The sequence below is a fragment of the Bacteroides sp. AM54-2NS genome (assembly GCF_003602935.1).
GTDB lineage: Bacteria > Bacteroidota > Bacteroidia > Bacteroidales > Bacteroidaceae > Bacteroides > Bacteroides xylanisolvens.
Map to the genome: position 1 here is coordinate 90,388 of NZ_QTMZ01000003.1, position 21,339 is coordinate 111,726.

General features: G+C 39.5%; 35 protein-coding genes. All 35 read right to left on the reverse strand.

Going from position 1 to position 21,339, the window contains the following annotated elements; translation table 11 throughout:
* Positions 1–17: 17 nt before the first annotated feature.
* On the reverse strand, positions 18–800 hold the full coding sequence (locus DXA05_RS02690; RefSeq protein ID WP_122136350.1) for a hypothetical protein: 783 nt from the start codon (positions 798–800) through the stop codon (positions 18–20).
* A complete protein-coding gene (locus DXA05_RS02695; RefSeq protein WP_128858746.1) occupies positions 797–1,405 on the reverse strand; it encodes a hypothetical protein in 609 nt (202 codons plus the stop codon). The genes DXA05_RS02690 and DXA05_RS02695 overlap by 4 nt, the downstream gene beginning before the upstream one ends.
* A complete protein-coding gene (locus DXA05_RS02700; RefSeq protein WP_165861467.1) occupies positions 1,402–2,313 on the reverse strand; it encodes a hypothetical protein in 912 nt (303 codons plus the stop codon). The genes DXA05_RS02695 and DXA05_RS02700 overlap by 4 nt, the downstream gene beginning before the upstream one ends.
* Positions 2,310–2,756, reverse strand: coding sequence for a hypothetical protein (locus tag DXA05_RS02705; RefSeq protein WP_128858748.1), 447 nt, complete (start codon positions 2,754–2,756; stop codon positions 2,310–2,312). Before DXA05_RS02705 ends, DXA05_RS02700 begins: the two co-directional genes overlap by 4 nt.
* Positions 2,687–3,091: a hypothetical protein gene (locus DXA05_RS02710; protein WP_128858749.1), complete on the reverse strand. Its 405-nt coding sequence runs from the start codon at positions 3,089–3,091 to the stop codon at positions 2,687–2,689. Before DXA05_RS02710 ends, DXA05_RS02705 begins: the two co-directional genes overlap by 70 nt.
* Positions 3,092–3,220: 129 nt before the next feature.
* Positions 3,221–3,664: a hypothetical protein gene (locus DXA05_RS02715; RefSeq protein ID WP_122136353.1), complete on the reverse strand. Its 444-nt coding sequence runs from the start codon at positions 3,662–3,664 to the stop codon at positions 3,221–3,223.
* 69 nt (positions 3,665–3,733) lie between these two features.
* A complete protein-coding gene (locus DXA05_RS02720; protein ID WP_122136354.1) occupies positions 3,734–4,213 on the reverse strand; it encodes a hypothetical protein in 480 nt (159 codons plus the stop codon).
* A gap of 25 nt (positions 4,214–4,238) precedes the next feature.
* A complete protein-coding gene (locus DXA05_RS02725; RefSeq protein ID WP_122136355.1) occupies positions 4,239–4,814 on the reverse strand; it encodes a hypothetical protein in 576 nt (191 codons plus the stop codon).
* Between the two features lie 12 nt (positions 4,815–4,826).
* Positions 4,827–5,303, reverse strand: coding sequence for a hypothetical protein (locus DXA05_RS02730; protein ID WP_128858750.1), 477 nt, complete (start codon positions 5,301–5,303; stop codon positions 4,827–4,829).
* Positions 5,304–5,305: 2 nt separating this feature from the next.
* Positions 5,306–5,713, reverse strand: a complete 408-nt coding sequence (locus tag DXA05_RS26945; protein WP_233527253.1) for a hypothetical protein — start codon at positions 5,711–5,713, stop codon at positions 5,306–5,308.
* 278 nt (positions 5,714–5,991) lie between these two features.
* Positions 5,992–6,474: a hypothetical protein gene (locus tag DXA05_RS02740; RefSeq protein WP_122136358.1), complete on the reverse strand. Its 483-nt coding sequence runs from the start codon at positions 6,472–6,474 to the stop codon at positions 5,992–5,994.
* Positions 6,475–6,483: 9 nt separating this feature from the next.
* Positions 6,484–6,765 (reverse strand): hypothetical protein, encoded by a 282-nt coding sequence (locus tag DXA05_RS02745; protein WP_122136359.1) that lies wholly within the window; start codon positions 6,763–6,765, stop codon positions 6,484–6,486.
* Positions 6,766–6,776: 11 nt separating this feature from the next.
* Positions 6,777–6,941: a hypothetical protein gene (locus DXA05_RS26395; RefSeq protein WP_158571553.1), complete on the reverse strand. Its 165-nt coding sequence runs from the start codon at positions 6,939–6,941 to the stop codon at positions 6,777–6,779.
* Between the two features lie 17 nt (positions 6,942–6,958).
* Positions 6,959–7,300, reverse strand: coding sequence for a hypothetical protein (locus DXA05_RS02750; protein ID WP_128858751.1), 342 nt, complete (start codon positions 7,298–7,300; stop codon positions 6,959–6,961).
* Between the two features lie 18 nt (positions 7,301–7,318).
* Positions 7,319–7,534 (reverse strand): hypothetical protein, encoded by a 216-nt coding sequence (locus tag DXA05_RS02755; RefSeq protein WP_128858752.1) that lies wholly within the window; start codon positions 7,532–7,534, stop codon positions 7,319–7,321.
* Positions 7,535–7,544: 10 nt separating this feature from the next.
* On the reverse strand, positions 7,545–7,775 hold the full coding sequence (locus DXA05_RS02760) for a hypothetical protein (protein WP_128858753.1): 231 nt from the start codon (positions 7,773–7,775) through the stop codon (positions 7,545–7,547).
* A 17-nt stretch (positions 7,776–7,792) separates the two neighbouring features.
* Positions 7,793–8,281: a hypothetical protein gene (locus tag DXA05_RS02765; protein ID WP_128858754.1), complete on the reverse strand. Its 489-nt coding sequence runs from the start codon at positions 8,279–8,281 to the stop codon at positions 7,793–7,795.
* A gap of 216 nt (positions 8,282–8,497) precedes the next feature.
* Positions 8,498–8,701 (reverse strand): hypothetical protein, encoded by a 204-nt coding sequence (locus DXA05_RS02770; RefSeq protein WP_128858755.1) that lies wholly within the window; start codon positions 8,699–8,701, stop codon positions 8,498–8,500.
* Between the two features lie 226 nt (positions 8,702–8,927).
* Entirely contained in the window at positions 8,928–9,683 is a 756-nt protein-coding gene (locus DXA05_RS02780) for a site-specific DNA-methyltransferase (RefSeq protein ID WP_122136363.1), read from the reverse strand.
* Positions 9,684–9,704: 21 nt separating this feature from the next.
* Positions 9,705–11,555 (reverse strand): DNA cytosine methyltransferase, encoded by a 1,851-nt coding sequence (locus tag DXA05_RS02785; RefSeq protein ID WP_128858756.1) that lies wholly within the window; start codon positions 11,553–11,555, stop codon positions 9,705–9,707.
* Positions 11,552–11,965 carry a hypothetical protein gene (locus DXA05_RS02790; RefSeq protein ID WP_122136365.1) on the reverse strand — a complete coding sequence of 138 codons (414 nt, stop codon included), beginning with the start codon at positions 11,963–11,965 and terminating at the stop codon, positions 11,552–11,554. The genes DXA05_RS02785 and DXA05_RS02790 overlap by 4 nt, the downstream gene beginning before the upstream one ends.
* Before the next feature lie 18 nt (positions 11,966–11,983).
* Positions 11,984–12,727, reverse strand: coding sequence for a hypothetical protein (locus tag DXA05_RS02795; protein ID WP_284515383.1), 744 nt, complete (start codon positions 12,725–12,727; stop codon positions 11,984–11,986).
* The gene (locus tag DXA05_RS02800) at positions 12,633–13,499 is read right to left on the reverse strand and encodes a DUF4373 domain-containing protein (protein WP_128858757.1); all 867 of its coding nucleotides are present in this window, start codon (positions 13,497–13,499) and stop codon (positions 12,633–12,635) included. The genes DXA05_RS02795 and DXA05_RS02800 overlap by 95 nt, the downstream gene beginning before the upstream one ends.
* Before the next feature lie 21 nt (positions 13,500–13,520).
* Positions 13,521–14,129, reverse strand: coding sequence for a DUF4494 domain-containing protein (locus DXA05_RS02805; protein ID WP_128858758.1), 609 nt, complete (start codon positions 14,127–14,129; stop codon positions 13,521–13,523).
* Positions 14,110–14,445, reverse strand: coding sequence for a hypothetical protein (locus tag DXA05_RS02810; protein ID WP_128858759.1), 336 nt, complete (start codon positions 14,443–14,445; stop codon positions 14,110–14,112). Before DXA05_RS02810 ends, DXA05_RS02805 begins: the two co-directional genes overlap by 20 nt.
* Positions 14,446–14,615: 170 nt before the next feature.
* The gene (locus DXA05_RS02815; RefSeq protein WP_128858760.1) at positions 14,616–15,356 is read right to left on the reverse strand and encodes an MBL fold metallo-hydrolase; all 741 of its coding nucleotides are present in this window, start codon (positions 15,354–15,356) and stop codon (positions 14,616–14,618) included.
* Positions 15,357–15,548: 192 nt separating this feature from the next.
* The gene (locus tag DXA05_RS02820; RefSeq protein WP_128858761.1) at positions 15,549–15,809 is read right to left on the reverse strand and encodes a demethylase; all 261 of its coding nucleotides are present in this window, start codon (positions 15,807–15,809) and stop codon (positions 15,549–15,551) included.
* Positions 15,810–15,816: 7 nt separating this feature from the next.
* Positions 15,817–16,764 (reverse strand): RecT family recombinase, encoded by a 948-nt coding sequence (locus DXA05_RS02825; RefSeq protein ID WP_128858762.1) that lies wholly within the window; start codon positions 16,762–16,764, stop codon positions 15,817–15,819.
* 19 nt (positions 16,765–16,783) lie between these two features.
* Positions 16,784–18,760, reverse strand: coding sequence for an AAA family ATPase (locus DXA05_RS02830; RefSeq protein ID WP_128858763.1), 1,977 nt, complete (start codon positions 18,758–18,760; stop codon positions 16,784–16,786).
* 20 nt (positions 18,761–18,780) lie between these two features.
* The gene (locus tag DXA05_RS02835; protein WP_128858764.1) at positions 18,781–19,215 is read right to left on the reverse strand and encodes a helix-turn-helix domain-containing protein; all 435 of its coding nucleotides are present in this window, start codon (positions 19,213–19,215) and stop codon (positions 18,781–18,783) included.
* 18 nt (positions 19,216–19,233) lie between these two features.
* A complete protein-coding gene (locus DXA05_RS02840) occupies positions 19,234–19,464 on the reverse strand; it encodes a hypothetical protein (RefSeq protein WP_284515384.1) in 231 nt (76 codons plus the stop codon).
* Positions 19,465–19,555: 91 nt separating this feature from the next.
* The gene (locus tag DXA05_RS02845; protein ID WP_128858765.1) at positions 19,556–20,176 is read right to left on the reverse strand and encodes a hypothetical protein; all 621 of its coding nucleotides are present in this window, start codon (positions 20,174–20,176) and stop codon (positions 19,556–19,558) included.
* A 36-nt stretch (positions 20,177–20,212) separates the two neighbouring features.
* Complete coding sequence (locus DXA05_RS02850; RefSeq protein WP_128858766.1) at positions 20,213–20,545, reverse strand: hypothetical protein; 333 nt, start codon at positions 20,543–20,545, stop codon at positions 20,213–20,215.
* Position 20,546: 1 nt separating this feature from the next.
* Positions 20,547–20,741, reverse strand: coding sequence for a hypothetical protein (locus DXA05_RS02855; RefSeq protein ID WP_128858767.1), 195 nt, complete (start codon positions 20,739–20,741; stop codon positions 20,547–20,549).
* Positions 20,742–20,774: 33 nt separating this feature from the next.
* Positions 20,775–21,338, reverse strand: coding sequence for a helix-turn-helix transcriptional regulator (locus DXA05_RS02860; RefSeq protein WP_128858768.1), 564 nt, complete (start codon positions 21,336–21,338; stop codon positions 20,775–20,777).
* Between the last annotated feature and the right edge of the window lies 1 nt (position 21,339).

A 21,339-nucleotide genomic window follows, 5' to 3' on the forward strand; every position in this document is an offset into this window, starting at 1 on the left:
ACACAAAATTTGATTGATTAAACTTTCTCCTGCAAGAACTGCCTCGCAGAAGGTATATAGTTAGCAGCTTCCTCTACCAAGCTACTATCTATTTCGTAAACTTCCCTAAAACCATTTTCTACGCTACCACACCATTGGCGTGAAGCCCAACAATGTGTACCAACACGAAAGCCACGCGGCCAAGAATAAATCGGAGGCATTGGAAGATGATAATAATGGATGATCGCAAGAATTTCCTCATGCCTGGTATCGGCAATAGGAGAAAAACGGGTGATACCCTTTGTATTGGTGTACATTCCACCTGGCCCTACATAGTTCCCATCTTGTATTCTTCGACCAAGACAAAGAATATCCGTTTTGTGATTCTTCACATAGGCATCTTGCGCCCGATGTTGGATGATGCTAAACCACTTTGCAGCCAAAGATGAATCATTCGGAAACAACATCTCTGGATGAGATGCCAACCATCTAAGGTCCTGCCCCGTGTTGATAATTTCCAGTCCTACCGGTCGGTGTTTGTCTATCCATTGCATAAAAGCTGGATATTCCAGATTACAACGCCCGAGCAAACAGTCATGTACTCCGGCCTGTTCCATTATAAAACCAAGAGCAATGCTATCTTTTCCACCACTCCAAGCATAAGCAACACGTTTGCCGTGGATATGTGGCTTCACCTGCTCGACTAAGCGATCTACCAGATTATCCGTTTCCTGCTTCGATACATATTGCTCGATGTTGGAGAATACACGAAGCCAGTCAGTGTGCGATGATGTTTGCTTTTTACCCAGAACCGCTTTCATAGCTCATTGAATTGTAGAGCCACACTCGTAATGAAAGCTCTTGCACCTTCATCGTATTTCAGTTGTAGCCAATTATACTTTGTCACCCTAAACCGGATGTTTGTCACGAATCCAGGCAGCGCACGCATAGAATATCCGGCATTAAAAACGAATCGTCCATAATCCAGACCTCCAAGCACCTGCAGACGGTCACCGTCCATGAACTTCCGACCATTGTACAAATTATCCCAAGTCGCATCGATCATGAACCCAGCAGGGAGTTTTATAGTACCGGACAATGTTTCGGTGAACATCTTTTCTTTCGTATTGTACGTTGAACGTGCCAAAAGATAAAACCGTTGCTGATAGTTCACATTCAGCCATGCGCCAAAGGAAACAGCTTCGGTATTCATGTTGTATTGAAAGACTGGAGTAACAGATAACCACTTCGCAACATCTGCCCGATAGCCGACAAAAGGAGCAACGGTAGAACCGTTATCATGCAGAGAAGTAGTAACCGGCATGAATATCCGGAACTTGGTTGGTTGAGTAATACCGTCGTAAACTTGCGCTCTGGCTACCAACGACACAACAATCAATGTAATGATGATAAATAGCTTTCTCATTTTCTACGTGATTTTTTTCTATTCAGTGACTTCTTCCCCTGTAACCGTTTGTATTGAGAAACTGATTTTCTTATATCCCTTGCTGTTCCTCTTGCAGATTCGGTCAATGCTCTAAATGTACGAATGTGAGCTTCCATCTTTTCTGCACAAGCTAAGTATTCACCATGTACCGCTTTTATCTCTGCAATACGTTTGTCCATATCGGTTCGGTCTATCTTTATAGCCACTTCCATTGAGCCACGCTGCAAAGGTTTACGACGAACTGCCATAATCCCTGATGCCAGGATGGTGAAAAGAGAACCGAATACGATCATCGGAATGTTACCTGTGAAGTTCCCATAAGCGAATATTGGTAAACCTACAATCATGCTCGTTAGGATGCCGTAAAACAGCCCTCTTTCGCTCATTCTTTTGCCGAGAATAGCGAACACCGTCGGGAGCATTACCGAGGAACGTAGGGTCCCATACAGCAAAAAAAGATATAAAATCGTTAGACCGGGAATGTTTGCTATCAGAATAGCGATGATAGTAACAACAATCATAGCGAATCGGGCTGCACGTACTTCATTGGCAAAAAGGATAAAAAGAAAAATATTCTTCTGAATCCGACCATGCCATTTCTCATTCATGGATAACCGTTTCACTACGTCATGTCCGGCAACGGAACTCACTGCGCAAATAATACTATCAACGGTTGATATCAGTCCGGAAAGTATAAGCACAAAGAACAGGTATAAGAACCATTTAGGGCAGAAAGCCATCACAGCCCCTACATTTGTCAGTTGTGTGTCGGATATAGCCAAACCTGTTCCGGCTGCAAAAAAGCCAAATACAGCCAAAGAAATAGGTACAACGGCAAAAATAAAGGCAGCGGTTATCATTGTGCGCTTCACTTTGTCAGCTTTCACACAAAACACCCGCTGCCAGAACATCTGGTCCCCGAGGTTCCGGACAACAGACCGATTGTTGTAGGAATACCAAAAGACAGGGCCACCATTATTCCGGTAGCAGAGAATAAACTACCAAAATCTCCGGTGATACCACCTAGACCATTAAACAGTGCATCCGGTCCGGCACTTGAAAACATTATAGGCAATCCAAGCAATAAAACAATCACGATCCAAAGCATCTTCCAGAAGTCAGTAACGATACTGCTACGAATCCCGCTTGCAAATGTGTACAAAAGCGGGCATACAGCCATGACAATAGTAGTTGCTGTAAACGATATTCCTGTAATCTTTGAAAAGATGGTTGCTCCGGCCAGCAGCTGAACGGCAAAACTCATCGTCTGCAGCCCGAACGATTCAATGAGATACAGATTATGGCAACGTTTCGAATACTTCTCACGAATATAATCCGAGAATGTCCAACCATCGGCCGGAGCTTACGCATCTTATTGGCAAAGAAAGCAAACAGAATCAATGTAAGAACATTCGGAACTACAAACCAAAACACACCGGCTAAACCTTGCGTATATGCTTTTTCCGATGCAACAAACATCGACGGAGCCCACACCCAGGTAGCAGCCATTGAAAAAGCTGTAAGCAACCACGGCATAGATCGGTTAGCAACCAAAAATTCTTCTTTCGTCTTTTTGTGTTTTCGTAGGAACACAACGAGCATCATCATAGCAACAAAGTATGTCGCAATCAGAGCCCAACCCTCTAAACTTGATAATCCTTCCATTTTCACACTAATTTTTAAGATGTAACATCTGTAACTACTTGGCAAATATAAAGAAAGTGCGTTTATTAAACGTATCTTTAAAAGAAAAATCGTCTAATAAACGCACAATATCCAATATCAACCTACTGTCTAATACCCAAACACAAGCATCGCAGCATCACGAGAATGTTCATTCGTCGGTTTATCGTATTTAGTTATATTCCTGAATGTCAGAGCATTGACTTTAGTTATTGAATCCTTAGGATGAATCATTTCAAAGGGTATACCAATATCAGTTAGAAAGTCCTCCCATATCTTAGCATCACGTTTAACTGATCCAACCCCCTGCAGCATTTCCCTTTCTTCTTCTCTTGTCTTATAACTAGATTGATACCATGTTCTTAATCGCGCATCTTCAACACGAACTAACATACTTCCTCCGTACGTTTTATACATTTCTATCACATACATCATTGCTTTATGAATTGCGGTAGTCTTTATCAACTCAAACTTTCTTGCAGTAACATTCCATGTGGCAACTCCGGTATTTACTCCGGTATCTATGCCGATAACAAAAGCGTATTTTTTAATCATCTTCAAACTATCTTTTTAAACTATACAAAATACCACCTCTCCCCCCCTATAGTCCCCCCCTCTCAAAAATTATTCTTTTTGGGTGACTTGAATCTCTATCATTTGCATACTGTGTGGAGAAGTAAACTTTTCAAGTTCTGACCTTTTTGGGAAAACAAGTGTCATGTAAGCATCGTCCGGAATAAACTTATACCGTGCAGCTTTTACTTCATAGATTGAAAGCGGTTTATCTGATTTCACAGTCAGATGCCAACGTCCTTCTAATATACTTGTCATAACCAAATTGGAACCGTGTAGGAAAGCACCTTCTTTGTACTCTCCATGTTTATCTTTACAGATGGCCGGACGTTCGTAGGTGGCATTCAGTTCCTCAATCAATTCATCGCTTAATCGTTTTCGTTTCAATGGGACCGGAACAATGATTGCCGGATTCAGTTTTACTGTAGTCGGTTTTTCTTCTGACTTCAAGTTGTTGTGAAGTACTTCTAATCCGGATTCTTTAATAATTCCCTCTTGAAGAGGTTTTAAACTTTTCTCTACGTCTTGCATAATCGTAAATTTTAATGGTTTATAATCAATATCTAAATTTGGTAAAGTGTATGATCGGCAGCGGCTTGTCGAATGTTATTCCAGTAAACCACGCTTTCCAATCTTCAACAGTCAGCCCGTCGTTCTCCGCTATTTGTTTCAGAGTAAGCATCGGCATTGGTTTCCCGTCGATACAATAAACTGCACGTTCTATCCCGTCGCCGACATCGGTATACTCCATGACACTCAAGGTTTGAAGTCCTACGCCATCATCTTTGCCGAGACGGAAAAGTTCTACCTGGACATTCCCTTTTTCGTAGGGCCTTCCTTTCCATTGCCGGACAGAGATAACAGCTTTCCCTTCCTGTACTTTTTGCATGATATCCGACCAACGTTCTAAATTGGTTCGGATAGTGTGTACTTTCATCATCCCAGATACCGGAGGACAATAGCAAGTTTTGCAGTCACCACCGCAGGTAGCACATTCTTCTGCTTGCTCTTGCGCTTTCAACGCCAGCTCTAACTTTTCTTTAAATCCGGTTTGTTCTCCGGCTTTCGGATGCTCTTTAGGAAACTCCTTCGAAAGCATCAATACATAAACTTTGGTTTGTTCTTTTCTCATGATTACTATTTGTTATTGATTTCTACCATGTAGTTCTGAATATGATTTCCATCCCCGTTCGGTAAACTGTTTAGAATAGACTTCTCCGCGCGGCATTATTGGTTGCCAATTCTCATTACAAAACAAACGATAATGATACACTTCTGCCTGTTTACCCTGTTTACTATATGGAGGTTCACACCACAATAAACGACGATTATTCCCGAAGAACTTTTCCAGAATGTGTTCTAACTTCCTAATATCTCGCCCACCCGGAAAAGAGATAGACAAATGATAACAACGTTCGTAGTCTGGATTCTTCCACCATCCAGATGTATGATATCCAACATCACGAGTAAGAATGATAATACAATCATATCGCTCTACAAACCACCGGCAGCTTTCCAGATAATCAGTATGCGCGGAGCCGTCAAAAGTTCCACTCTTAGCGACTTTAGCTATACGAAGGAAGATGTCAGCATCAGTAGTGTTAAACGAAATTCGCTTCATAATCAAAAAAGCTTTGGTTGTTGTTGCTCCGCAACTATCTTATTCGCTCTCTCAATTTCATCGTCTATCTCCTTCTCCACCTGCTTACACTGCCGCAAAACAGTAGAAGAACGAGTTTGAAAGTATTCCTTTTGAAGTTTCCGCATGTAAGAAACTCTCTTGAAAAATTGTTTTGCATCCATAATGATAAGTTTTTGTAATCTTTTTATTAAATTTGCACCGATACTCAAATAGAGTATCGATTGACGTTCAGTCTCTCCTTCATAGAAAGCGGCAATTTTCAAAACAAGGAAATAGAATGGACGGTGTTCGTGTATTGCATTATCACAATATACGTGCCCGTTGTATCTATGCTTCCTTGTTGGGTTGTTTGCCGCACCTCTATGAAGGGCGTAGTTATTTTCGGGCACGTTCTTTTAAAAACATAGCAAGCATGAGCAACTTTAGAACTTTAAAAAACTTCTTCTATTTCAACAGAGAAATAGTGTATTTAATCGCTTTGGGCTACCTAGCACTTATCTTTGTGATTATAGCATTGAGCTTTATAGTCCGAGAGCAAAACAAAACAATTATTTTTCTGCAGAACGGAATAGTTAGAAAGCAAACAACGCAATACATCAATAAACCACGTGTAAAAAAGTTGCTAGAAAACGAATACAAGATGTTTACAAGTCCTAGCCACAGATAGCTAATTAGTTTTTTTCAGCCGGGATTTTAATACATTGTTATAGTACTCATCATCCACATAAGGCCGCAACTCTTCAATCTGGGATTCACTTAAAAGAACCCCGATAAAAGAAGGTCTACCACCGGACTTCACTGATTCAATCAATTGGCTTACTGATTCCATCATCTCTTTCAATAATTTAATCATTGCATCAGCAGTTGAAACAGACCATTCGGCAATATTTTCATGATTGGCAGAACTAACTACATATTCAAGCGAGTTAGCACAGTACCCTTGCATTGCAGCTTTCGCCAATTCATAACGTCGTTGTTCCCAATCTATAACCGGAATAATCCTTTCAGTCTTTATCCAGTACACATCATTCTTTGTCATCCCTTCCGGAACAATGGCGACTAACTTTCCTTCGCTTGTCATAAGAGGTTTATAACCTTTTGGAATTTCGTTTACTCCCTCGTGGGGAATAATAATCTTCGTTTTACTCATAATTATTTTTTATTTATCTGACCTTATCGTTGACGTTGCGTCAATTCTTCTCGTTTCAGACACTACTCTAGTATCTTTCGGCACAGCTTTCGCAATAGTATTATCCAATATAGCTACAGTATATTTCATAATATCCTGCGACATATCCACACCTTTAGCATTTTTCTCAATCTGAATAGCCAAATACCTTGTAGCTCTCGCTAATCGCTGAATATCATCAGGAATCTTCATATCATTATCAAGAGCAACACGCCCTAATATTTCAGCTATTTTCAATTCTATGTCCTTCATTTCTTTATTTGTTATTCATTTATCACTTCGACATTATACGCAATAATATCATCTCCATTCACACCATACGATTCAGCGAAAGCATCTTCGATTTTAGTAGATAATAAGTCTTCTAGCATTCCATCGTTTTCAACTCCGGCAGGAAGTTCGACTTCGCATTTTACAATCTTCTTCATTACTAATTTGATTAGAATTAAACTTCCTTTTGGGTTATCAACATCTCTGCCTTGTATCGTTTTCCCTTATGAGTAAACTCGGTGCTTAATGTCGTTTTTGCTGAATTAGCATCTATCGCCATGCTAGATATAGTAATAAGGCTAAATTGTCCTATTTTGAGCTTATCTTCTGACTTGGTACTATTGATATATTCAGATAATTTGATATCGATCTGCTCTTGAGACAAAGGTTGATTGGCTTGCCATTTGGCACCAGCCACAAAATCTTTTTGCGTCTCTTTGTATAGAACGTCTCTATCATCAGGATCATATAGCCCATCAGCGTATTCTTTTGCTGCTTTCTCTAATGTCTGTTTCATACTTCTATTTTTTGAGGGTTATTTATTAAAGAATTTGAGAAGTCTATCGGCTTCCCTTTTATCCCTGCCAACATAAATAACATTGTTAATCTTCCGTTTACGGATAATATATGCTGGTCTATTCATTACCTCAAAGTAGGCAAGCCGATAGCTTTCTTTGAGAGAAAAAGACTTATCAGAAGGCTTTTGTCTACGACAGACAAACTCTCCTTTTTTTGTATTTCTTTTCTTCATTCCTTAATTATTATAATGTTAAAGTCTCTTCCCCTATCTCTGTTATGCTATATAATATTTCTTTCGGTCTATCCGGATGAGTTCTACCTATAAGGCAAGCAGAATACATATAAATGCATTCTACAGTAATTTCCACACTACTATTACCTGACAATACTGCTATATCTTTCGCAGATAATTCACCAAAGACTTTAAGTATCTCCAATATTTGCACCTCTATTTTTGAAAGATATTTCTTCATTTCTGATTAGTTTTAAATTAATAATGTATTTCTTGACTTACGAATTCTATTGATTCGATGTCAGTACCGTTACTTCCTACTTCGTCTCTAATATTATCAAAGAAGTATCTATTATCACCATTGTAAGGAAACCCAAAAGGGTATTTCACCTCTTCAGTAGACTTCCTAGAGTGTGGTTTATAATACACTCTAAATGTGAGTTCATAAAATAGGGCATCGTAGAGTTCACTTTTTGCTGCATAACCAAGAATCCAGTTATAGGCTTGTCGAAATACATCTTCACGAGATGAAGTGCTTATAAAGGATTTAAGCACTTTTTTCCCAGCATCCTTTTTAGTATATGGGTTGATAATGTTTAAATTTTCATCCACATATAAGTAATAATGGCATCCTGTCTGGTGTCGTTTACCAAGCCTGTAATAATCTTCGCAATATTGAGGAGCATGTATGGCTTTTGCTTTATCGGAGAAGGTTTTGAAGTCAAGTTCCCATGAATATTTGCTCATTTCTAATTTGTTATACGTTAATTAAAATGCCATTGTGTTCCAATAGTTATGCCAATGCCCAAAACAATCGCATCGGTTCCCGTCATTTTCTTTGCGTAAAAACGCAAGATTTTTTCGGTCTATCAGAGGTTTATTATAAGGGTATTGCTTTACTCTGATTTTATAGGCTCGTAGCGCAAGCCTACGGTTCTTTATTTTATTCATACCTTAATTGTTTTACTTCAAAATGTCAATAGCTTGCTTCAATATGACGTCAGCCATTTTTTCATCACCAATTTCTACTTTGCATAGTATTCTAAGTTGCGTTGCTAAATATCTTGTAGCTTGTGCCAACTGTTGAACATCTTTAGGGACTTCCATGTCATTTTCAATCGCAGAGCGTCCCAATATTTCTGCTATCCTAAATTCGATTTCGCTCATATTCATTCTGTTATTAATCAATTATTTCAAATGTTACTTTCACTTTTTTACAGCGAAAGCCTTTCTTATACACCTGTTTCCATGTCAAATTAGTTCCGTCCAGCCAGCACCTAACGCAATCTCTTCGGTAATATTTTTGAGTATTCATCACAAATGTACCATCTGGGTAGGTTATCATGTACATTATATCTTCACGCATATTAGCTCCTTTCTGATTAATTTTGAATTATTGAAATAGTGCTTGTTGCACTTGCGACAATACTAATTTATTCGCATCAGCAAAGAACTTTTTTTTAATCTCAAATCCGTATGCTCTGCGTCCCAACTGGACGGCAGCTAATAAGGTGGAACCACTGCCGGCACATGGATCAATTACGACATCGCCTTTATCGGTAAAGATTTCTATTAACCTACGAAGAAGTGGAACAGGCTTTTGTGTATCATGAACTTTTGGCGTTTCATTATCCCGTACCCAATCAAAGCAATTGAATATCATCCGACCATCGTTGTTAAATTTGGGAAGCTTATCACGGTAAAGCAACAATCCATATTCACAGTTGCCGACTATCTTCATATTGGCTTTCAATACTTGTGCGGAAAAATCTTTTCTGAATACAAGGTTAATGTATTTATTTAGCCCATATCTCTTACCAAGTTCAATATACCGGAACTGATCCTCAAATTCACAAAAGATTATCATGCAAGGAGCTTTGCCTTTTTCTTTGGGTTCCTTTACAAGCATTTGGGAACAGAAGTGCATAAACTCGGCAGGGCGAAAGTTTTTATCGGTATCAAAGAATTGTTTGCCTGCCTTATCGCTTTCTCCATTCTTATTATCACCATCCACATACCATGAAGGGTTAGAGGCATAAGCATTATTTCCTAGATTGTAGGGGACGTCGGCAATAATTAACTGCGCTTTGGGGATTCCATAAACTTTGTAGTTTTGGAAATGATCGTTGAACAGTTCTACGTTTTTCATATCTTACTAATTTGAATAAAACTAAGCTGCCACTTTTCTTAATTCTCGTAGTTTCCTGCTGACAGCTTCGCAGAGAACCCGTGCCATATTCACTTCAACCGCATTTCCTATGTACTTTTTCTTCTCGGCTTGTGTACCAATGAGAACATAGTCCTCTGGAAATCCCATAATTCTTTTCAGTTCCGGAATCTTCAACATCCGCATCTTTATATCGACAATCTGATATAGTACCATGAAATTTATAATCTTCCATATCGGAGGGCAAAGCGAATCGACATCTTTGAAAATGAAAACCGGACGTTTCTGTATTACTTCTGAAAGCCAACCATAATAGTTATGGAAAGCATATACGCCGTGTTTCGTAGATATGAAGTAAGGCGGTGTCTTATCCATTCTAGCAATCAGTGTGAAACAAGGGTTATCTATTGAACTACCTGCACTTTGGTATTGTGGATTCATTAAATAGTGATGCTTCCGGTTGGCTGTGATAGTCTGCGCAGGCTGCTCTAAACTACTTCCTACGTTGCTGAAATTCGTGTTCATCAACCAAGGAGTGACAAGTGCATATTTTGGATTAGCTGTAACACATCCTAAAGGTTGATTTGCGGATGCAGGTTTACTCTGTCCATACTGCTGATCTATAAACACAGGTGCTATAAGTGAAAGCCTGTCTTTTGTTAAAATTGTAGGACTTGGAGCATTGATATCCTTACCTGCATCATTAAAATTGTAGGAACAAAGAAATTGAGGCTGAACGTAGTTAAACCGGTCTTTCGTTGATACCGTCGGGCATGGACTATTAACGGAACTTGTGTTATCACCATTGCTGTAATATGCGGCAAGAAAATCGGATGTTACAAGTGCGTGGTTATCTTTGCACTTGATAGTATGAGCAGGACCAGAAACCGGAATATTTTTGCTATATGGGTCCCCACTATAATACTTGCTTAAAAAATGAACGTTGGCTATTCCTAACCTATTTTGGCAACTAACCACCGGACAAGGTTCATCAATACCAGGAGCATTATACCCACCGTTACGGCTCATCGAATTCCATTTTATCATAAACGAATCCTTTCCTCCTGCAACAAATTTCACGAGCCCGGCAAATATACGTTCAAGCGTTTTGTCTGCTAACGGCTTTTTACGGTTAAAGATGGATTCACCCTCATCCTGCAAGTCCAGAACATCTTTCACCGGACGCCATTTTTCCAGATTACAAAACATATCTATTTTTCCATCTTTGCAATGGGAAGGTTCCGGCCATGTAATCGGAAGACCTTTTGCTGCAAATTGCCCGAAGAACCTACGTCTGGAAGTAAATGCACCATAATCGGCAGCATTAAGTATTTTATGTTCAAACTCATATCCGTAACTCTTTACATTACGTTTCCAACGTTCGTACAAACGTCCTTTATCTTTGGATATAGGTTTACCGTTAGCATCCATATCTCCCCAAGACATGAATTCTTCCACATTTTCAATCTGTATATACGAAGGATTCAGAGCTTCAATATAGCGGAACAAGTGTTCAGCCAATGTCCGGCTGTCCGCATCTCTGGGTAGCCCTCCTTTTGCCTTGCTAAAGTTCGTACACTCTAACGACGCCCACAATACCACATGAGCTTCTGGGTATATCTGCTTCATTCGGTTCACATGTGCAACTAAAGAAGAAAGTTCAAGCGTTCGGATATCCTCGGTGAAGTGCAATGCGTCCGGGTGGTTAGCTGCGTGGCTCGCTATGGCATTTTTATCATGGTTCACACATGCAACTACCTTCGCACACTGTTCGTCACTTACACAGGCTAGTTCTACTCCCGTCGAAGTTCCTCCGGCTCCACAGAACAAATCGACATACAGCAGGCTAATCATTCTTCACCTCCTTTCGGGATAAAAGCATTCCAGCGTCTGGTTATCTCGTAGCCTAATTTCGCTGTGTCTTCATACGTTTTTTCAGCATCAATCAAACGATTTGTATTGGATAGTTTGATTGTAGCAATTGGATAACTCCAGCCATCTTTCAAACAGATTTGAACCTCCTTGTATTTGTTAGAAGGAATACAGATCATCGGAAGCTCCGAGTTCAAAGTGCCAGAGCAAAAAGAAAAAACGGGAGTATAAACTTGTTTTTCCGTTTTCCCCATCATTGCAAGATGGAGATTCATTAAAGCCTCTTGAAATTGCTTCTCGTCCACTTGTGTGACGTCTCCCCCTTGCTCGCTATCGGGCAAAAAGCGGGTAATAAGCTCTTGTGAGCTTTTAGGTAAATCATTCTTTGTCATAATCAGTTGCGTTAATTGTTATCTTCTTGATTCTCCGGACAAATGAATCAAATTGTAATATTTGAACCTGTCATTTATCCGACTGTAATCGTCTTTAAAATACTCTTTCAACTGTGTAGCTGATAAGTTTGTCGTCATGTGGCAATACTTATCATAAAACTGCCATATCTCGGCCCGGGCGAAAAGAAACTCACTGCATAAATCCTTCGTACCTGTGCCATAAAAGTTTGTCAAATCCAAACCTATATCATTCAAGCAAATGTTTATCGGTGAATATTGAAAAGCCTTTGAATCATCCTCATTGTAGGTATACTTATCCAAGTTGTTATGCAACGTGTAATAGTTCACCATTTGTCCGACAGATAAATTCAGAAACTGCATTGGGCTATTAATCCTCCGCAAATACACCGAAAAAGCCTGCATCAAAACTGTTTTTCCTGCACCGACATCACCACATAGAGCAATATTTTTATGTAGTTTATAGCCTTTATCTGCCGGATAGATAGTCTCTGCAGAACGACATCGATTAAAGTAGTGAATCAGAAAACGGATAACCTGCTCGTTACTTTCATCTACAACAAACGTTTTATTCTCACGAGCCAATATCTGCGTACCGGCTTCACATAAACATGCAAGATGCCGCGCATACGAGAAATCAGACATAAAATCAAAAAACTTCGTTGTAGTCAGGCTTTGCCCCATCGCTTGCGCTTCTACTATCACCTGTCCGATTCGTTTTTCCGGATATTCGTTCTTTTTCATCTTTCCACTCTTTTAGACCTGTATATTTCCACCAATAAATAAAGCGACGTTTAGCGTCAGGAAGTGTAAGAACTGTGCTTTCTGCACCCGTAGATCGTATCCATGAAAGGAAATTATCAATTTGTCGGGGAATCATTAAAAAGAACTCCGTACTCAATCCAGATTGTCGGCAAGCATTTTCTTTCCATAATTCATCTTTCAAAAGCAAATCTTTAATATCACTAATATTTATAATCGGCTCCCTCGCTTCTCCCCTTTTGGGGATTATAGGGGGAGTATTATTATTTCCTTTACTTTCCTTTCCTTTACTTTGTGCACTTCTTTCGGAGTTTTTAGGCATTTCCTCGGAAGAAACGGGTATTTCCTCGGAAGAAATAGGCTTTTCTTCGGAAGAAATAAGGATAAACTCTGATATTACACATTTCCGCTTTGATAAATTGCAGATATACTGATACCGTTCCTGTATTCCTTTTGAAGTTATGATCTTCTCTTTTTCAAAAAGTTCATTAGAAAATAACCCGATTACTAAGCAGCTTTTAATCACCTCCTGAATATACACCTCTTCATACCCCGTTTGTTCCGAAATGATGAAGGGCAACTCTTTATCCCACCTCATGTAGTACCCTTGTTTATAGATAATACATAGCAGGAGAGCATATACAGTAACAGCTTTGCCACCTTGGTATTTGATTAATTTCCTAATCTTTAAATCCGAAAAAAAATCAATGTCAAAAGGGAAATATTCAAGTCCGATTTTATTCTTTCTCCCCATTTATCAATAGATTTGTAGTTACTACTCTCGCTGTTCTTCGTCCGGTATAACCCTCGTTTCAGCCCCAGTCTTATCTATTATAACAGGCTTCCCGGCAACCGTGATGGAAGTACGACAACCTTCGGGCAATGATTTTAAGAAGGTGCTTACTACCGGAGAATTGGCATTTGTACCAATCTGCTCCTCTATATTAGTTTCTGTATAAGGGTAAACGTCCATGATAGGTGTTTCGGATACCATTCCGATCTGATAATCTGCCATTGTTCCCTTCATACCTTCGTCCAACTTCTTCACGGCATCGCGCAAGTCTGCAGCTTGTACCAATACTTGAGTGGAAGTCTTTTTTTCAGCGCCACTTTTGTCGTCCAAAGTAACAAAGATGAGTTTACACTTGAACCAGCGGTCTGCAGCTTCTTCTTCACTTGTAAATATCTCGCTGTAATTAGCACGCTTTATATCAGAAACGGTAAATTCACCGGAGATGAAGGGCGTCATTTCTTCGATAATTCGTGCTTCAGCTTCTGTAAAGCTAAGCGCATCGACCAGATAAGGTTCTGTAACCTTTTTCTGCATTCCATTCTCCATTACTTTCTCGTAACGGATTTTACACTCAAACCAGGTATGCATCATACTTTTCCTCCTTTAATTCTTGTTTAATAGCTTCTTTAAGAGCAGGTAATATCTTAGCTGCAAATCTCTCGCAATATCCTCTCATATCCTTATTACTGCACTGATAAGCGACACCTTGATACATTTTTCTTCCAAAGTAATCGACATCAATACTCAATATGAATACTCTAATTTCAATAGGTGTGGACCAAGAGAAATTAAAGTTTCCCCAATCAGTAAGAGAATAAAACTCTTTCTTATCAGTAAGAATAACTTCACCCAGCCAACCACCTTTTTCTGTATGTAAAGTATATCGGCGAATTGTTTCTTTTGCCATAATCATTCAATTTTAGATAGTTTCTTTATTATATTTTTCACTAATCTCACTGCATTTTGTACCCGGGTACTTTTACTTTCCAAATTAACATTCTCAATAAGGACAGGAAGTAGCCGGAGCAGGTCTTTTACTATGTAATCAGGTACGCTTTTCATAATCTTTGCAGACAATTAGTAAGGTACTCGACTGACATTTATAACCAATCCTTTGTTAGCTGCAAACACCGGCTTACCCGTCAAACAGATAACCTCATCCACGAAGCTCTTCTCATTCGAATTGCCGTCACTCAAATGAATGAGTACAATGTTCTGTGTCTGTGATAAATCATTTTCTGATAGCAGCCCTTTAGTAGTCTCAATCTCCATGTGCGATTTAAGCAATCGGGGACGCATGGATATCGGTATACGTCCATCTGATATATTACGATCAAGAATATCATCCGCATAATTCGCTTCTACAAGCCAATGATTCACATTATCAAAAGTATAATCACAATAGAAAGTATCAGTAAGAAAAACAAGCCTTCCCATATCCGGATGATCTACCTGATAACCAAAGGCTGGAACGTCATGTTGTACTTCAAAAGGAATCACTTTGAAATTCCCTACTCTATAACCACGGTCAGGCTCTGCGATCTTCGCGAACGGAGGCATAACGGAGAATCCCTTGCTTTTATAGACAGCTTCCGGTGAAATTATCGGAAATCCTATCTTTAGATACTCTGTGTAAAATCCTGCATGGTCCCCGTGCTCATGACTTACCAGACAACCGACTATTTTCTTGATGTTGTAGTTCATCGCAGCTTTTACCTTCGACAGCTTTATTCCTGCTTCTATTATCAGAGCTTCATCCTTATTTTCAAGGATGTAGCAATTACCGAGACTATTGCTTCCTAATACTTTTAGTTTCATTTTCGACCTTCTTAACTTTATAGAGTTGGGTACATTTCAGTTTCGCAAGGGGCCATTGTAAGAAGAAAGCAGCAGGCCTCACAACTTCGTTAGGCACTAAACCAGTAACCCAAATTACCGGTTGCTTTCTTGCAGACAAATCAAACAGCTCATTGAAATCGGTAATTTTACCGCACCTTACATATCTGTATTTCATACTCCAAGTAGTTTAGAATAGAACTCATAGTTCCTCTTCTCCGTTCCGGTATCTTCCTGGTAATACTTTGCGCGTTTACAGAATTCATCATAGCACTTAGGACAATACCATTGGTTTAGAACGGCTATATAATACCCCTTTTCTGCAGGGGTATTACAATAGTCACAGATACCATATCCTCCGGCTTTAGCAGACAGTTCCGCTCCCAAGACCTCTATTACCAGAAATCCTTTTTCGTTATCTACTTTCTTCGCCATAATTGAATTAATATGGAAGAGGGGCATCGTTTGTTACTTTCGGTTGCTGGGTAGTGGCAGGTGTAGGAGCAGTAGGCTTCACTTCCTCAAATTTGGCGTCCTCAATATCACCTAAACGCTTTTTATTAGCAGCCCCTTCTATTTGGACCGCACGCTGTCCGGCAGCAATATCAGTTTCTGTTTCATCCGGTTCATCAAATAGAGCTGAATCATCAGACATACCAATAAGAATTTTGCAAGCACGCCCGATCACGGTTTTCTTTGCCATTTCGTCACCGAAATTTTTATGTGCCGGAGAACCGCCTTTCGTAGCTCCCTGCATCCACGCCTGTTTTATCTGGGTGAAATTCATAATCTCAACAATACTCCGTCCGTCCTCGGTCGTGAGAATAGCATAAGCCCCTTTAACCTTGTTTGCATCCAAACCTTCCAAAGTCTGCTCATGTTTGATAATCTTTTTAAGCCCGGTTTGCGTATCAACAGAGAATATAAATTCATCCCCTTCATATACGCAATTGGCAATGGCAGTTTTAACACCGCCCACACGTTTGGCGATGGCAAGCGTTCCAAGGTAGCTACGTTGCAAAGTAAGTTTGCTACCATATACAATAAAGTAGCACTGCTTTTTCATCGGAGAAAGCCCTTGAACGACCATGTCAAGCAAAGCATTTGCAACACTTTCTTTCGTACATACCACTAATGCAGGTTTATCATTCCGGTCCTTCGTTTCTTGAAGAATAAGCCATGCCGATTTCAACGCATTTGCCGCTGAATAGTTAGCCGGAAGTTTGAGCTCTCCTGCTTCTTCAAAGTCTTTAATTTTAGACAATACAGTATCAACCACATCTTTCTGAACAATCGAAAGGTTTTGTTGCGGTTGTTGTGCAGGAGCCGGTTGGGCTCCGTTTTTGTTGTCAAACACATTTCCTGTCTGACCTTGAGTTGTTTCTGCCATAATCTGTTACGTTAAATGATTATTGAATAGTTAATTTAGCACCTCTCTCTACAAAGAGGTTTATAATTTGTGACTTACAAGAGATAAGGTTACAAACGCTCTCCCGATTATCTAACCAAATAGGAGCTGTCACACCTTTTGCCCGGCAGATAGCATTGATGATGTCAATACCGGCGTTCATCTTTGCGGCCGTATTCAGATCAGAATAGGGCGTACCGTCCACCATGCATTCACAGGTATCGAATTCTGTGCCATCTACCTGCGTATCGAACATCCGAAATTGAACATAGGAAAAAGCAGAATTGATTCGTTTATCAACCAAAGCTACTTTTGACTTCATAAAGTCAAGTATTGTGGCTTCGATCTGCTCGAAATCTGCAACCTGCTGCTGCATGGTACTTAGTTGTGACTGCAGCTCATTAATACGCTGTTGCGTACGTTCAATCTGTTCCTTTTTGGATAATCTTTCTTTGAGGGCATATATATCCGATTGAAGAGACTTTTTAGCATCGGTGTATTCTGATACATCGGCAGGAGTATATTCGGTCTTTAGAGAGGATTCTAATGCTTCTATTTCTTTTTTCAAAGAGATATATTCTGCATTTTTCTCTATGAGCACAATTACATCTACTGCTTTCGGCTCTGAATTCTGCAACTGCTGTTTCTCTCCCTCCAAAGTAGATAACAGATTCTTTTTTTCTTTGATAGCCAGTTCAATGTCGTGAACCTGTTTTTGTAAATCCTCAATCTTAGTTTTGAGTGCAGTCCCTTTCTTGATATTGTCATTCAAACGATTAGATTTATTGGTTTGAAAAGCATCTTGCATTTCCTGTAATTTGTTATTATAATCCTCTCCCTCAAATGCTCTATTACAAGTCGGGCAAACAAGATGGGAATTATCAGCAACAAACTGTTTAGAACAGATAGTACTATATTCTTCGAGTAATTTGTTTCTTTGCGATTGGTATTCCGTCAAAGAGTTATTTAGCGTTAATAGCTTGTTTTCCAAATAGCGAATATCCGTATTCATATTAGAAATAGAGCTTTCTTTTGCCGACAAGTCAGAATACCACTTATCATGTTCGACATTGGAGTCCTTTTTGACCTTCCGTTTGAGCCCTTCTATACATTCATACCTATCATCAATCTGTCTGCGAACAACACGCCTGCGGGCTGCTTCTTCTTCGTCAGCTTTTGACTTGTCAGCAATCAAAGAATCATATTCTTTTATTTGATTTTCCTTGGTTTCTATATCGGAAGACAAAGCTACCCAATCTTCTTCCTCTGGCATATTCCGATTGTTTTCCTCAATGCGACCGGGGATGTCTGCTACCTCTCCCTTAATTCTGTTTTTCTGGGAAACAACCTGTTTTTTATACTCATCTAGCGTTTTGCCTGAATTCAAAGCATTGATAAGTGGAGTATATAAATCCTTGTTTCCTATTGTTATTAACTCATCAAATACATCTGTGTTAGTAATGTCACCACCGACAATTTCAAATAACATTTTTCTCTGTTCCTGCATTCTCAAAGAAGGAAAATAGGCCGGATTGGTGATCTGCCGGAAAAGTTGTTCCGGACAAATTGCAGAAACCTTTGCATCATATTCACGTTTTCCGTATGGAACATCATCTACGAAGTAATCAACACTATGTCCGTCCATTACTTCCTTTGCAGTTCCGCGCTTCTTCACCCAGTTCTCTTTGTAACAGCGGCGGAAAACGGTTTCTACGCCATCAACAGAAAGGACTACGACAACTTCATGTTCCAATTTAGGAAGAGCCTTACCATTAGCATCAAGCGTCTTAATGTTGAAGTCCGCTCTGTTCTGGCTGTCTTTTCCGAACAAAGTCCATAAAAAAGCGTCCATCATCGTACTTTTACCAGTAGCGTTGTCACCAAAAATATTAGTAACTTCCGGGTCGAAATTCACTTCTATAGAGCGTATGCCCTTAAAATTTGTGAGTATCATTCTCACTATTCTAATGTCTGCCATAATCTTGTTGCGTTAATACATTATTGATGTGTCATACGATACTTCCTGGGCGTGATGCCTACGTTCTTGAAAAAAGCCGCATAAAAAGATTGGCGATTTGCAAAACCGACCATGTCGCTAATCTCTTCCACGTTTTTGTCGGCATAACGCTTATCCGTCAATAAATGCAAAGCATCTTTAATCCTGTATTCATTAACCAGGGAACAGTAATTCATTCCGAAACGTGAGTTCACTACTGCGGAAAGGTAACGAGTATTCGTTTTAAGCTCTTTCGCCAAATCTTTCGCCGAATAGTCAGCATCCTTGTACTTCTTCTGTACAACGATGATATTCAAAATCTTGTTGTACAACTCATCTGCCAATGCCGGACGTATCAATGTACGATAGGCTGCATTTTTCACTCTCTTTTCCCTCAAATTATAGGGAGCCTTTTTCTTAGTTTCTTCTGTACTCATAATGTTACATTTAAAGAGTTATTTAATAATCGGAACAGCATTCATTGTTCCTTTTGTATTCACATCCTGTATGTTCAAGGTTTCAACCTTGAAACATTTCATCATACGATCTGCAACCGTCCCCAAATTAAGCCGTTTACCGATATAATGATCGTGGGCCTGTTGCTCCGGGAGATTAATCCACGTTGTAATGGTGTCTACGTCTCCACCTTCGTCTTTTAAATGAAGTTTTACTTTTGTCCTTATCATAGTATTTATTTATTAAAAATGTGCATGACGCCGGTTGAAGCCGATCTATTAAGGCAGGGCAGGCACCCCCACATTCCTCATGCACATTCAATTAGTATTTCTTTCCGTGCATCTTTTCACGATAATCGTTATATTGCATCTTCTGTTCAATGTGCCAAAACAGATCGAAATTAAGGTGTTTGGCAAAACCAAAGAGTGAAAATATCATATCATTAATAGTAGTAGGAAAATCAAATAAATCCTCATATCTTTCGGGAAGTGTAGATATTGCATATATGGTTTCCGTGAATGTTTCACTAGCACAAGAGTCAACAGAATCATCTATAGATTCAGAATTAATGTCCTGCATTGCAGATTCAAGGTTTATATTCCGAAGTCCAGCCAAGTCAAGCAAACGAATAACAGCATCAGTTAGCTTTTCCTCTATAGAGCCTTTAATCGTTTCATTATATGCGACTTCGAACCCACGTTCTTTTGAAATATAAGGGTCTAACCCTTGACAAATGCGGCTAGTTTCAATCCTCTTTTTGAACCAATCAACATTAGCACGTTTATTCAGAAAACTACCCCTATCAGCTTCCACAGTTTCCATCAGTTTAGAAATCACAAGGCAAAGAAAATGCTTGTTACTTAGCTCCAATTCGTGAACACGATGTTCACAAGCTGTTTTATACGCCTTATCTCTAAGAATGTTTAAATTAGTTTTACTCATACCTGTATTTATTCGAATTATTTACTTATCGTTCAACTATAATTGTGTACCATCAAATATTCCATGTATAGCTGCATATTCAGCATTGTAAACTGCGATCATCTCCTTCTTGGAATACATGAGCGGTGAATTATCCGATTTCCCCTTGCGTTGGGGATGAAGTCTTTTTTCTTTCACCATCTTTTTAACCCATGCTTCACCGTGGGTAAAGCTCTCTCCATACCTGGTATCTCGTTCTTCGAAGAACTTATAGGCTTCACGTTGAGTTATCAAATCCATTTTAGGATGCAATAACTCTAGCATATTAGCAGCACCAAGTTCGGCCACCCCCGCCAAAAGATTTTTTATTAAATACTGTTGGTCTACCATATTATCCTCCTTTCTTTACAGAGTATTTCGCCTGATATATCAAAACCAAATCCCCTATCATCATCACAAATGCAATTACTATCCTGCACACTTCGGTGGCATTCCCAAGCACCCAGAGAGCCAATAGCATAATTATTATCGCTGTGGCAGTTTCACCTCCGGTAAGTTCTCTTTCTTCTACTTCTTTTTTAGCCATAATCAGTGTTGCGTTAAATGAATCAATGTTGCGTTAAAGAGCCGTCTGTTTAAATAGTCCTTTTTCGGCTGCGTATCTGTTGAACTCTGCCATCGAATGAACTCCAAGTTTGCGGAAGCTGTTACGACGATGATTGTTGATAGTATGGGAAGAGAGAAACATTCTGGAAGCAATATCATCATCAGAAAGTCCTTCATAACACAAGCGCATTATTTCAGTCTGCCGGTCAGATAGCTTGCTATTGAACTTTGGTTGGCAAATCTTCTTAAATCCGTCACATTCTCCCCGTAAAGGACAGCCGACAAATTCAAAATGGAAATTCCAATTTTCATCTATATCAACTTCGTTATCGTACAGACCAAAGTTACATTTGATAAATCTCCGTACAGCCAAGAAATCACGGTAGTATCTGTTCCCTTCATATCTGGCATAGATTTTCCGTAACGCTTCGTATGCTTCTGGATAGAATTCCTCTAAAACCTCCAAGAATCGTTGAATAAACTCAATATCGGATTCTTTCAACTGGCGTTCAGGCATTCCTATCTCTTTGATGGTAACCTCTCCCCCTGGTGTCGTATAGAATTCAATCGGTCGCATT